The sequence below is a fragment of the Streptomyces longisporus genome, assembly GCF_039532765.1.
Taxonomy (GTDB): domain Bacteria; phylum Actinomycetota; class Actinomycetes; order Streptomycetales; family Streptomycetaceae; genus Streptomyces; species Streptomyces longisporus.
In genome coordinates this window covers 441,835-453,635 of record NZ_BAAASG010000002.1, presented here as the reverse complement: position 1 = coordinate 453,635, position 11,801 = coordinate 441,835, and the positions used below count along the sequence as shown (strand labels likewise).

14 protein-coding genes and 2 pseudogenes are annotated in these 11,801 nt (G+C 71.0%); 8 read left to right on the top strand and 8 right to left on the bottom strand.

Annotated features, from left to right (window positions below):
* Positions 1-90 precede the first annotated feature (90 nt).
* Entirely contained in the window at positions 91-1,758 is a 1,668-nt protein-coding gene (locus ABD355_RS03705; protein ID WP_344398563.1) for an ATP-binding protein, read from the top strand.
* On the top strand, positions 1,755-2,444 hold the full coding sequence (locus ABD355_RS03700; protein ID WP_344398562.1) for a response regulator: 690 nt from the start codon (positions 1,755-1,757) through the stop codon (positions 2,442-2,444). Before ABD355_RS03705 ends, ABD355_RS03700 begins: the two co-directional genes overlap by 4 nt.
* Positions 2,445-2,463: 19 nt before the next feature.
* On the opposite strand, the gene ABD355_RS03695 is transcribed toward ABD355_RS03700, so the two are convergent.
* Both ABD355_RS03695 and ABD355_RS03690 read right to left on the bottom strand, forming a co-directional pair.
* Positions 2,464-3,255: a thioesterase family protein gene (locus tag ABD355_RS03695; RefSeq protein ID WP_344398561.1), complete on the bottom strand. Its 792-nt coding sequence runs from the start codon at positions 3,253-3,255 to the stop codon at positions 2,464-2,466.
* A gap of 40 nt (positions 3,256-3,295) precedes the next feature.
* On the bottom strand, positions 3,296-3,610 hold the full coding sequence (locus tag ABD355_RS03690) for an AzlD domain-containing protein (RefSeq protein ID WP_344398560.1): 315 nt from the start codon (positions 3,608-3,610) through the stop codon (positions 3,296-3,298).
* A gap of 188 nt (positions 3,611-3,798) precedes the next feature.
* On the opposite strand from ABD355_RS03690, the gene ABD355_RS03685 reads away from it, so the two are divergent.
* Positions 3,799-3,978, top strand: a complete 180-nt coding sequence (locus tag ABD355_RS03685) for a hypothetical protein (protein WP_344398559.1) — start codon at positions 3,799-3,801, stop codon at positions 3,976-3,978.
* Here the strand turns inward: ABD355_RS03685 and ABD355_RS03680 are convergent.
* Positions 3,909-4,172 (bottom strand): annotated as a pseudogene (locus tag ABD355_RS03680) (AzlC family ABC transporter permease); the annotation flags it as partial. The gene ABD355_RS03685 and the pseudogene ABD355_RS03680 overlap by 70 nt on opposite strands.
* On the opposite strand from ABD355_RS03680, the gene ABD355_RS03675 reads away from it, so the two are divergent.
* The gene (locus ABD355_RS03675) at positions 4,145-4,603 is read left to right on the top strand and encodes a winged helix-turn-helix transcriptional regulator (protein WP_344398558.1); all 459 of its coding nucleotides are present in this window, start codon (positions 4,145-4,147) and stop codon (positions 4,601-4,603) included. The pseudogene ABD355_RS03680 and the gene ABD355_RS03675 overlap by 28 nt on opposite strands.
* Before the next feature lie 48 nt (positions 4,604-4,651).
* On the opposite strand, the gene ABD355_RS03670 is transcribed toward ABD355_RS03675, so the two are convergent.
* Positions 4,652-5,125 carry a nuclear transport factor 2 family protein gene (locus ABD355_RS03670; protein ID WP_344398557.1) on the bottom strand — a complete coding sequence of 158 codons (474 nt, stop codon included), beginning with the start codon at positions 5,123-5,125 and terminating at the stop codon, positions 4,652-4,654.
* Between the two features lie 58 nt (positions 5,126-5,183).
* On the opposite strand from ABD355_RS03670, the gene ABD355_RS03665 reads away from it, so the two are divergent.
* The 3 genes from ABD355_RS03665 (at position 5,184) to ABD355_RS03655 (ending at position 8,271) form a co-directional block, all read left to right on the top strand.
* The gene (locus tag ABD355_RS03665) at positions 5,184-6,083 is read left to right on the top strand and encodes a phosphotransferase (protein ID WP_344398556.1); all 900 of its coding nucleotides are present in this window, start codon (positions 5,184-5,186) and stop codon (positions 6,081-6,083) included.
* A gap of 68 nt (positions 6,084-6,151) precedes the next feature.
* Positions 6,152-6,967: an SDR family NAD(P)-dependent oxidoreductase gene (locus ABD355_RS03660; RefSeq protein WP_344398555.1), complete on the top strand. Its 816-nt coding sequence runs from the start codon at positions 6,152-6,154 to the stop codon at positions 6,965-6,967.
* A gap of 59 nt (positions 6,968-7,026) precedes the next feature.
* A complete protein-coding gene (locus ABD355_RS03655; protein ID WP_344398554.1) occupies positions 7,027-8,271 on the top strand; it encodes a CaiB/BaiF CoA transferase family protein in 1,245 nt (414 codons plus the stop codon).
* A 29-nt stretch (positions 8,272-8,300) separates the two neighbouring features.
* Here ABD355_RS03655 and ABD355_RS03650 read toward each other — a convergent pair.
* Together ABD355_RS03650 and ABD355_RS03645 are read right to left on the bottom strand one after the other, a co-directional pair.
* A pseudogene (locus tag ABD355_RS03650) lies at positions 8,301-8,432 on the bottom strand (phosphorothioated DNA-binding restriction endonuclease); the annotation flags it as partial.
* On the bottom strand, positions 8,422-8,643 hold the full coding sequence (locus tag ABD355_RS03645; protein WP_344398553.1) for a hypothetical protein: 222 nt from the start codon (positions 8,641-8,643) through the stop codon (positions 8,422-8,424). The pseudogene ABD355_RS03650 and the gene ABD355_RS03645, both read right to left, overlap by 11 nt.
* Positions 8,644-8,736: 93 nt before the next feature.
* On the opposite strand from ABD355_RS03645, the gene ABD355_RS03640 reads away from it, so the two are divergent.
* Positions 8,737-9,789 (top strand): aldo/keto reductase, encoded by a 1,053-nt coding sequence (locus ABD355_RS03640; protein WP_344398552.1) that lies wholly within the window; start codon positions 8,737-8,739, stop codon positions 9,787-9,789.
* Between the two features lie 169 nt (positions 9,790-9,958).
* Here the strand turns inward: ABD355_RS03640 and ABD355_RS03635 are convergent, their stop codons facing one another.
* Positions 9,959-11,077 (bottom strand): sensor histidine kinase, encoded by a 1,119-nt coding sequence (locus tag ABD355_RS03635; protein ID WP_344398551.1) that lies wholly within the window; start codon positions 11,075-11,077, stop codon positions 9,959-9,961.
* Complete coding sequence (locus ABD355_RS03630) at positions 11,070-11,756, bottom strand: response regulator transcription factor (protein ID WP_344398550.1); 687 nt, start codon at positions 11,754-11,756, stop codon at positions 11,070-11,072. The genes ABD355_RS03635 and ABD355_RS03630 overlap by 8 nt, the downstream gene beginning before the upstream one ends.
* Positions 11,757-11,801 lie beyond the last annotated feature (45 nt).

The window sequence follows — 11,801 nt, the reverse complement described above, 5'->3', positions numbered from 1 at the left end:
GCATAAGCTCGGTGTCGGGGGCACAATCACGCCACCACGGGTGCGGCGCAGGGGCTGCGCCCGGGCCTCGTACGACAGGCAGAGACACCCGTGACACCCATCCGTATCCCGTTCGGCCGCGGCGGGAAGGGGCGGCTCTCCGCGCGGATCCTGGCCAACCAGCTGGCGATCCTGACCCTCACCGGAGTCATCGGCTTCGTCCTGTTCGCGTTCGCCCAGCGGGCCGAGATCGACCGTGCCTACGAGAAAAGGGCGCTGGCCATCGCGAAGACCACGGCCGCCGAACCGCAGATCCGGCAGGCCATGGCGCACGGCGGTGGCAACGGCATCGTGCAGACCGTCGCCGAACGGATCCGGAAGGCGTCCGGTGCGTCCTACGTGGTCGTGCTCGACCTGCACGGCGTCCGCCACTCCCACCCCGACCCGGCGCTGATCGGCGTACCGACGGGCGACAAGATCGTGGTCCTCGACGGCCAGTCGCACGTCGGCACCGACCCGGGCGGACTCGGTCGCTCCGCCAACGGCAAGGCCCCGCTGAGGGCCCCCGACGGCAGGCTGGTCGGCGAGGTGTCCGCGGGCATCCCCGAGCACTTCGTGCTGGGCGAGCTGTGGCGCGAGCTGCCCACCTTCGCCCTGTACTCCGCGATCGCCGTCGCCCTCGGCTCGGCCGCCGCGTTCCTGCTGGCCAGGAGGCTGAAGCGGACGACGTTCGGCCTGGAACTGGAGGAGATCGCCGGACTGCTGCAGGATCGTGAGGCGATGCTGCACGGCATCCGCGAGGGCGTGATCGCCTTCGACCCCGACGGCAGGATCACCGTCGTCAACGACGAGGCCCGGCGGCTGCTCGGTCTCGGCACGGCTCTCGGCAGCACGCTCGAGGAGGTGCTGCCCGACGGTCGGCTGCGCCGCGCCCTGGACGGCACCCTGACCGGCGCCGACCTCAATGTGCTGACCGACGAGCACTGCCTGGTGGTCAACCGGATGCCGGTGACCCTGCACGGCCGTGAGCTGGGCGCGGTCGTCACCGTGCGCGACCGCACCGAGCTGATCGGGCTGCTGCGCGAACTGGACTCCGTACGCGGGCTGACCGACGCCCTGCGCGCCCAGCAGCACGAGTTCACCAACCGCATGCACACCCTGGCCGGGCTGCTGGACATCGGCGACCACGACGCCGCCTACGAGTTCGCCGTCGAATCGGCCGGCGCCGACCAGGCGCTGACCGAGTCCGTACGCGAACGGATCGGCAACCCGCTGCTCGTCGGACTGATCGTCGCCAAGACCACGGTGGCCGCGGAGCGCGGGGTGCACATGGAACTCAGCGAGGACTCCGCGCTCGGCGAGGACCCGCCGCATCTGCGCCGGCTGCTGACCATCGTAGGCAATCTGCTGGACAACGCGATCGACGCGGCGGCCGGCGGACCGCCTCCGGCGGGGGGCCGCGAGGTGCGGCTCTCGCTGGTGGAAGCCGTCGACCAGGTGCTGGTGCGGGTCTCCGACAGCGGTCCGGGGATTCCGCCGGGCGCCGCCGAGTCGATCTTCGAGGACGGCTGGTCGACCCGGCCCGACCGGGGCACCGCCCGGCGCGGCCTCGGCCTGGCCCTGGTCCACCGGCTGGCCGCGCGGCACGGCGGGAGCATCACGGTCAGCGAGGGGCCGGGCGCCGTCTTCACCGTCGTACTGCCGTTGCCGGACGCCACTCCCGTACGACGAGAGGCACGGCTCACGACGGCCCTGCCGACCGGAGGTGACCGCGGATGATCAGGATTCTGGTGGTGGACGACGACTTCCGGGTCAGCGACATCCACCGCGACTACGCCTCCCGCGTCGAGGGCTTCGAAGTGGTCGGCCGGGCGGCGACGGTGGCCGAGACCCTGGAGGCGGTGCGCACCCTGCACCCCGATCTGCTGCTGCTCGACATCTTCCTGCCGGACGGCAGCGGACTGGATGTGCTGCGGCAGCTCAGCGGGGACGCGGGCGGCGCCCGGCCCGACGCGATCATGATCACCGCCGACCGGGACATCACCTCGGTGCGGACCGCCATGAAGCTCGGTGCCGTGGGCTATCTGGTCAAGCCGTTCGGCGCCGCCGACCTGGCGGAGCGGCTCACCGCCTACCGCGAACTCCAGCACCGCGTGGACGCCCTGGGCCTCGCCCCACGGACCGACCAGGCCGACGTGGACGCCCTGTTCAGCGCCGCCCGCCCGCCGGCCGTGCCGCGGATTCCGGCCAAGGGTCACTCAGCACCGACCCTGGCCCTTCTCCACCAGGTGCTGCGGACCGCCCAGGAGTCCCTGTCCGCGGCCCAGGCCGCCGAACTCACCGGCGTCTCCCGCGCCACGGCCCAGCGTTACCTCTCGTACCTCGTACGGGAGGGTATGGTCCGGCTCGAACTTCGCTACGGAACCACCGGCCGTCCCGAACACCTCTACCGGATCGTCCGCTGAGCCGGGCGCCCGGGCCTGCTCACGTCCCGGGCAGCGGCCTGACCGTGAGGATCTGCTGGGCGTGTCCGACCGGGCCGTTGATGTCGTGCAGGACGCTGCTGGTCAGGCCCTGGCCCGACGGGCCGAAGGCGACCGTGGTGTCCAGCCCGGTCCAGGGTCCGCGTGGTTGGCGGTGCAGATGGACGGTCAGGTCGACGTTGGGGAACATCCACGCGGTGGGCGGCTGCCGGACGGCGATGCCGTTGGCGGTGTCGACCAGGGCGAGATACGACGCCAGCGGCGTGACCGGAACGCCGGCGACCAGGTCCAGCGGGGTGGAGATCCAGGCGGCCGTACGCCCGGGCCGGGGCGGTGCGACCGGGCGGACCTCCACGGAGTTGATGTAGCCGCCGGGCCAGACGTCGGCCATCGGCCACGGGGAGAGTGACTCGGGCGGGGCGAGACGGTCCTCGGAGCCACCCGCGACCGCGGAGGTGTCGAGGGCGGCCAGGAACCAGGCACGGGCCCGGACGACCGGGCGGCCGGCGATCCGTACGACGGCTTCGAGGAGCTCGATGGTCCGGCCGGGGCGGAGGGTCTCCACCTCGATCTCGCACTCGTCGAGGGCGAGGCGACCCAGGATGTCGTAGCTGATCCTGGAGAGCACCAGCCCGTCGTCCGGGCGGCCGGCCCGGTGCCGGTCGAGGGCGTGGACCACGAGCCCGCCCAGCGGACTGAAGTGCTGCTCGTCCGGCGCCCACGCTCCGCCTGCATGCGTCGTCGGCTTGTAACGATGATCGGCGATGGGCTCGTAGTAGCTGTCGGGGCTCAACGGGTGTTTCTCCTCAATGGGATTCAAGGGTACGGCGGGTTCAGAGGGTGTTGAGCAGTACGACGTACATGGCCGTGCCGGCGCCGACACTGAGGATGGTGCGACGGCCGAAGCCCAGATGCACGCCGACGGTGACGGCGACGGCGAGCAGCGCGTACCAGGCGCCGTGCGCGTCGCCCGTGATCGTGCCGTGCAGTGCGCTCACGGCCAGGACGGCGAGGATGCCGACGGGCATCCACACCGCCAGTCGCTGCACGATCGCCGAGCCGCGCAGCCGGCCCAGCCCGGCGCGCAGGGCGAGCGTGATGCTGAAGACGATCGCCAGGACGGCGACGAGATACGAGGTGCTGAGCACCGGCGGCCTCCCGTACCGTGCGGCGGGCGGTGACGGCATGGCGGCCCAACAGCAGGCCCACGAACAACAGCGGCGCGGTGAACATGGCCATGCCCGGCGTGACGACCAGGGCGACGGCGGCGCTCGCTCCCGCCAGCAGCAGGGACGGCAGCTCCTTGCGGGAGTGGAACGCGTCTACTGTCAGAACGGTGAACAGCGCGCACAGCGCGCACTCCAGGCCCTTGATGGGTGCCGGGAGCGCCGCGCCCAGGGCGACGCCGACCCAGTACGTCTCGCAAGCGATCTCCATGGCCAGCAGCCGGGGCGCCGACCGCTCGTGCTCGGGCAGGGAGGCGTTGATCGCGTACGCCTCGTCGATCATCGCGTAGACGGCGTACGCCTTGGCCACCGGGCGCCTGACGAGGTGGAGCGGGAACGAGAAGGCGTAGAAGACATGCCGGAGGGAGCTGGCGAAGGCGGCCAGGGACAGGGCGGGGGCGGGCCACCAGCGCAGTCCGGCCTGGATGATCAGCAGGCCGAGGGCTGTGCCGGAAGATGCCGAGGCCCGCGGAGAAGGAGTCACGGACGCCCTGGACCATCTGCGTCAGGCGGGCGCCCGGCGCCTCTGGTGTGCTCATTGCGCGCAATATCATGTCTGTGGATGCGATCGGCAAGGCAGTCATGTCGCCCGGCACCTGGTGGCCACCGGCCGCGCCGCCGGCGTGGTGCGCCGAGCTGGAGCGGGGCGGGCGGCTGACCGGCGTGGAGCTGGTCCAGCGGGTCGGGCTGACCACCGGGCCGTGTCTGCGCCGGGTCCAGCGGCTCGAGGCCGGTCCTGATCGACCTCAGCCTCGAAGCGCAGGACGCGGAGACGGTCGAGCGCTTCGAGGAGACTTTGGCACAGGCGGGGAAGTACGGGAGCGGCGGAGGCCGTTCGGCAGCCCCGACTACTTCGTCCGGGTGGCCGTCACGGATCTGGCCGGCTACGAGACCTTCCTGAGCCGGCGGGCATGACCATCCCCCGGATCAAGAACGTGACGTCGCATTTCACGATGAGGACCGTCAAGCCGGGACCGTAGTGGGGGCCGGCACCTTCGGAGGGGGACCCTGGGTCCACACCACCCGCAGGCTCGAGGCGGCTATCCGCCAGCCCTCGGCCGTTCTGACCAGTTCGGTGTCGGCATGGCCCGCCGAGATGAAGACGCTGCCTGTGCCGTCCGCCAGGACGTGGGTGCTCAGCTGCGCGCCACGGGTGATGGCCCGCTCGCCGTCGATCTCGATGACGGCGTTGGTGCCCATATGCACGGTCCGTTCGAACAGCGCCATGCCCTGCCGGACGCGGGCCAGCAGAGCATCGCGACCGTGGACGGTGCCGATGGGCATCTCCGCGGTGACGTCTTCGGTGTGGAACGCGCGAGCCCATTCCTCGTCGAAAACCCCCTCGTCCAAAGAACGCAGGTAGCGGTCCAGCAGATCGGTGATCTCGGCGCGGTCGGTCAAAGCCTGCAGCTGTCGCTGCATCTCTTCGATGTCCATGCCTGAAGACTGCTCCCTCAAGCGCACTTGAGGTCAACGTGTCTGATGGGATGCCGTGATGACGAGTTCTTCCCCCCGCATGAGTCCTTCTCCCCAAAGGTGGGCGCATGCCGAGCGGCTCGATGCCGCCCGCATGGTGGACGCCCTTGATGCGCAGGCCGGTGTCCGTTTGACTCTCGAAGGTGCCTGCCCGGGCGGACAGGTCGGCGCCGCCTACGTGCGCTGGACGGACGGTCACCGGTCCGTTCTGAAGTGGCGGCCCCACAGCAGCGCTGAGGAACTGCGGGCGGGACCGCTCGCCGTGACCGAGGCGCTGCGGCTGGCGGGTTATCCGGCTCCGGCCACCGAACTGGTCGCCCAGGTCGGCCATGCGGTGGTCATGGTGCAGGAGCTGCTGCCGGGCGGGAAGATCGACCGTCTGGACCACCGGAGCCTGGACCAGGTGCTTCAACTCAACGAGTTGCAGGCGGGCCGGCTCTCCGGGCGCACGGACATCCCCGCAGTGGACCTCCACTTGAACGAAGACGGTGCCGGCTACTGCCTGCACGGGCCGTTGCGCGAGCACAACCGCCGCAGTGCGGCGCTGGAACGCTGGATCGCCGCCGTCGGTGCCGACAGCCGGCCACGGTTGGCCGGGACCGACGCGGTGCACATGGACTTCCACCCGGGCAACATGCTGGCCGGCGGCGGGGCGATCACCGGGGTCGTGGACTGGGACGGCGCCGCGCGCGGTGACCGTCGATTCGACCTGGTCACCCTGCGCTTCGGCATCCATGCGCAGGAAACCGACCCGGGGGTGACACAGCGTCTCGACGCCGTCCTCGACTCGCTGCCCGAGGACGTCCTGCGGCCCGCATGGGCGCACATGAGCCTTCGCATGGTCGACTGGGCCATCAGGCACTTCACCCCCGGCGACGTGGAGCACTGGCTGGACCTGGCCGAACAACGCGTGAGCTGACGCCCCGAGGTGGGCCTGCGTAAGATCACGAAGGTCTGATTTCCGGTTGATGAGGAGGCCCGACGGCCATGACGGACAAGCGTGTTGTGGTGGTCACCGGCGGAGGCACCGGCATCGGCGCCGCAACCGCCCGGCTGCTGCGGGCCGGCGGACACGAGGTCGTCATCGCCGGCCGACGGCCCGAGCCGCTGCAGCGCGTCGCCGACGAGACCGGCGCGCTGCCACACGCCGCTGATCTCACGGACGCGACCGCCGTGGATGAGCTCGTCGAGGCCACGGTCTCCCGCTACGGCAGGCTCGACGGACTGGTCCTCAACGCAGGCGTCGGACGCAGCGGCGCGGTGGGGGATCTCTCGGACGAGACATGGGAGTTGGTGATGCGCACCAACCTGACAGGCCCCTTCCTGCTGCTGCGCGCCGCACTCCCGCACCTGCTCAAGACCCGTGGCTCGGTCGTTGCCGTCGCCTCCGTCGCGGCGTTGCGCAACGGGGTCGGCAACGCCGCGTACGCCACCTCCAAGGCCGCGCTGCTTCAGCTGTGCGGCTCGCTGGCCGTCGACTACGGCAGCCAGGGGCTGCGCGCCAACACGGTGTGCCCCACCTGGGTACGCACCGAGATGGCTGATCGTCGTATGGCCCGCTTCGCAGAGGAATCCGGACTGGGCGACGGCGTGGACGAGGCCTACGAGGAGGCGACGAAGCTGGTGCCCGCGGGGCGCCCCGGCGACCCGTCCGAGGTCGCCGAGGCGATCGCCTGGCTGCTCTCACCCGCGGCGTCGTTCGTGAACGGCGCCGTACTCACGGTGGACGGCGGGGTCTCGCTACGCGACGCGGGAACCCTGGCGTTCGACTTCAGCGTCGAGCGCCGCGACGCTGGTCGCTGACCGGCAGCGCTTTCGCGCCGGCGGTCACCTGAGCGGGGCCGATCAGAGGAGGAGCGTGCGTGAGCACTGAGGACAACGCGCCGGACGGACGGTCCGGCGTACTCGGCGGAGCTGCGCGGGGCGCGCTGGCGGGTCTGCGCATCGCCGACTTCTCCCGGGTCCTCGCGGGGCCCTACGCCACCATGCTGCTCGCCGATCTCGGCGCCGACGTGGTGAAGGTGGAGCGGCCGGGCACGGGGGACGACACCCGGGCCTGGCTGCCGCCGGCGGACCGGGACGGCACGTCGACGTACTTCCTGAGCGTCAACCGCAACAAGAGGTCCGTCACCCTGGACCTCGCGACCGAGGCCGGCCTGGAGCAGGCCCGTGCCCTGGTCGCCGAGTCCGACGTCCTGGTGGAGAACTTCCGTCCCGGCACGATGGAACGGCTGGGGCTCGGCCATCGCGAACTCCTCGCCCGGCACCCGGGGTTGGTCTACTGCTCGATCAGCGGCTTCGGGGCCGGTGCCGGCGCGGCGATCCCCGGATACGACCTGCTCGTGCAGGCCGTCGGCGGTCTGATGAGCGTGACCGGGGACGCGGCCGGGGAGCCGACCAAGGCAGGCGTGGCACTCGTCGACGTGATCACCGGTCTGCACGCCACGCTCGGCATCCTTGCCGCCGTGCGCCACCGGGACGCCACGGGGGAAGGGCAGCGCGTCGAGGTCAATCTGCTCGGCTCGCTGCTGTCGGCGATGGTCAACCAGGCGTCGGCGTTCGCTGTCGCCGGTGTGGTTCCGGGGCGCCTGGGCAATGCGCATCCGAGCATCGCGCCGTACGAGACCTTCCCTGCCGCGGATCGTCCCCTCGCGATCGCCGTGGGCAACGACCGGCAGTTCGCGGCGCTCGCCGGGACCGTCGGCGAGCCCGCTCTCGCCCTCGACGACCGCTTCCGCACCAACGCCGACCGGGTCGCCCATCGCACCGAACTGAGGGACATCCTGAGCGAACGGCTGGCCACGGCGGGCGCGGACCACTGGTCGTCGGTCCTGCTGGCCGCGGGCGTGCCCGCCGGGCCGGTCAACACCCTCGGGGAGGCCTTCGACTTCGCCCGGAAACTCGGTCTTCCCGGCATCGTCGACATTCCCGCCGCACCCGCCGACGGAGCCGAAGGCACGCCCTCCCGTCAGATCGCGAACCCCATCGCGCTGAGCGGGACACCGGCCCGGTACCGCCTGGCGCCGCCGCGCCTGGGGCAGCACAACGAGGAAATTCTCCACCGCACTGCTGACGAGGCCGCAACGCCGGACGAATCGGCCACCTGATTGTTCCCGACGCGGGCACCTCCGACAGCGCTGGGACGTGGCAAGCCACGGAATACCTGGCGGGTGTGCCAGGAGCGGTGTGCCGCCGCGACCGGCCGGACGCCGGGCCGCGGGCCGATGAGCGGACGGCCGGCGAGCTCGGTGACGTGTTCAGTAGCCGCAGAAGGCGCACTGGTAGTCGTAGGCGGTCAGCACCAGCTCCCCATCCGCCGGCCCCGCTGCCGCCGCCCCGGCGCCGTCAGGGCCTTTGTCTCCGCCGGCCGCCCGGTGGGCCCGGCCCGCCCGCAGTCCCCGCACTCCGGTGCCAGGGCTGCCGGTGCCGTGATCGATCCGTACCTCTGCCCGGGGTGCGGCTCCGCCTTCACTCGCCACGAGACCATCGGTCGGGTCGCCCTTGCGGTCAAGTGCACTCCAAGTCCTAGAGTCACGCTTCCGACCTGTCCCCGCCTGCGACGGAGCACCGCAATGCGCTATCGAGTCCTCGGCAAGACCGGCATCGAGGTCAGCACGCACTGCCTCGGCACGATGATGTTCGGGGCCGTCGGCAATCCCGACCACGAGGACAGTGCCCGCATCATCCATGCGGCCCTGGATGCGGGCATCAACTTCGTGGACACCGCCGACATGTACTCGGCGGGCGAATGCGAGGAGATCGTCGGCAAGGCTCTCAAGGGCAGACGCGACGACGTCGTGCTCGCCACGAAGGTGCACTTTCCGCTCGGGGAGGGACGCAACCGCAGCGGCAATTCGCGCCGCTGGATCGTGAAGGCCGTCGAGGACAGCCTTCGGCGGCTGGACACGGACTGGATCGACCTCTACCAGGTGCACCGCCCCGACCACACCACCGACATCGAGGAGACGCTGTCCGTCCTGACCGACCTGGTCAGGGCGGGCAAGATCCGGACATTCGGCTGCTCCACGTTCCCCGCCGAGGACCTCGTCGAGGCTCATCATGTGGCGGAGCGGCGCGGGCTGATGCGGATGCGCACCGAGCAGCCGCCGTACTCGATCCTCGCGCGCGGCATCGAACGGGCCGTGCTGCCCACCGCCCAGCGCCTGGGCATGGGTGTGCTGACCTGGTCGCCGCTGGCCTCGGGATTCCTCTCCGGGGCCTACCGCGCGGGCCGGCCCGTCGACCTCACCGCCGGCCGCGCCAGACTCACCCCGCACCGCTTCGACCCCGACGCCCCGGGCAACCCGGCGAAGTTCGCTGCCGTCGAACAGCTCGTCTCGCTCGCGGAGGAGATGGGCCGGACCGTGCCGGAGCTGGCCGTCGCCTTCCCGCTGGCGCATCCGGCCGTCACATCGGTGATCATCGGTCCGCGCACCATGGACCAACTCACCTCCTTGCTCAAGGGAGCCGACCTGCTGCTCGACGACGCGGTGCTCGACCGTATCGACGAGATCGTGGCACCCGGCACCGATCTCTACCGGGCCGACGGCGTGTGGCAGCCGCAGTCGCTCACCGAGCCCGCGTTGCGCAGGCGCCCCGCCGGGGAGCGGGCCGCCGCGGATTGAGAGGGCCGGACGTGGGTCGAAACCGCGTCATCGCCCCGGCGTACGCGGGCCTGCACACCGACCCGGGAGTCGTCGGGCCCGCACAGCGAGGCGTACTTGCGGCGGCGACCGCAACCGGCCCTGACGGTGTGGACGTCGGCACAGGACGCCGACTGGCTCGGGCAGCGGTCTAGGCGGTCCCGGCCTGCGACGTATCGGGAAGTCGGATCGTGACGACGAGGCCGCCGGTGGGGCGGGGCGTGAGGTCGAGGGTGCCGTCGTGTGCCCGGACGATGCTGTGCACGATGGCCAGGCCGAGACCGACGCCGGCGTGTTCGTCGGTGCGTACCCGTTCCGTTCCGCGCTGGAAGGGCTCGGTGAGGGTCGGTACCAGCTCCGAGGGGAGTGGCGGGCCGGTGTTCTCGACCCGCAACACGCCGGCGTCGTCCTGCGGTTCGGTGTGGACCGTCACGGTCCCGCCGACGGGCAGATTGTGCACGATGGCGTTCTGGACCAGATTCGTCACCATTCGCAGGATGAGCGCCGCGGAGCCCACGGTCCGGGCCGGCTCGCCGGTGACGTCGAGCGTGATCCGGCGCTTCTCTGCGAGAGGGAGCAGCGTTTCGGCGGCTTCTTCGGCCATGAGGGAGAGATCGACGGGTTCGGGGGTGAAGCTCCTGGCGTCGGCACGGCTGAGCAGCAGAAGGGACTCGGTGAGGTTGATCGCCCGCGTGTTGACGGTGTGGAGGCGCTCGATGAGTTCGCCCTGATCCCGGGCGGGGTCGTTGCGGGCGGCGTCGAGGAGTGTCTGGGAGATCGCCAGCGGAGTGCGCAGTTCGTGGGAGGCGTTCGCGGCGAACCTCTGCTGTTCGCCGACGTGGGACTCGAGTCGTTCGAGCATGGTGTCGAAGACGTCGGCGAGCTCGCGGAACTCGTCCTCGCGGCCTTCCATGCGGATCCGGTGGGACAGCGATCCGTTCGCGGCCGTCCGTGCCGCGTCCGCGATCCGGGTCAGTGGTACGAGCATCCGGCCGGCGAGGATCCATCCTCCCACCAGGCCGAAGACAAGGAGGAAGGCCAGTGCCGCGGCCGCGGCGGGGACGAAGCCACGCAGGGCATCTGAGCGGTTGAACCCGGTGATGATGACGACGCCGACCCGGTGCTGGATGGCTTTGGGGTCGTCGGTCCGGAGCCAGCGCAGCACGAACACCCACATCACGGCCAGCAGGAGAGCGCCGGCGAGGAGGAGGAATCCGGCGTAGCTGAGGGTGAGTTTCAGCCGGGCGCTGAGCCCTGGGCGTCTATTCATGAGTGCAGTCGGCCGGGGTGCCGGTGTCGATGCGGTAGCCGACGCCGGGCACCGTGGCGATGAGCCCAGGTGCGCCGAGTCGTTTGCGCAGGGCGGAGACGGTGATGCGGACGGCGTTGGTGAAGGGATCGGCGTTGTTGTCCCAGGCCCGCTCCAGCAGCTCTTCGGCGCTGACGACACCGCCTTCGGCAGCGACGAGGACCTCGAGCACCGCGAACTGCTTGCGGGTGAGTGCGACATAGCGTCCGTCGCGGAAGACCTCCCGGCGGAAGGGGTCCAGCCGCAGGCCCGCGATCTCGCGGACCGGGGGCCGGGCGTGCGCGCGTCTGCGGTCGAGCGCCCGCAGCCGCATCACGAGCTCGCGCAGCTCGAACGGTTTGGTCAGGTAGTCGTCGGCGCCGAGCTCGAATCCGGAGGCCTTGTCGTCGATCCGGTCGGCAGCGGTGAGCATGAGGATCGGGATACCGCTGCCGGAAGCGACGATGCGCCGGGCGACCTCGTCACCGGACGGGCCGGGGATGTCGCGGTCCAGCACCGCGAGGTCGTAGGAGTTGACGCTGAGCAGCTCCAGGGCGCAGTCCCCGTCGCCGGCGATGTCGGCGGCGATCGCCTCCAGCCGCAGACCGTCACGGACGGCTTCGGCCAGGTAGGGCTCGTCCTCCACGATCAGCACACGCATGGGTGCAGCCTAAGCAGCGGAACATATCGCCGACGTATGCAACGG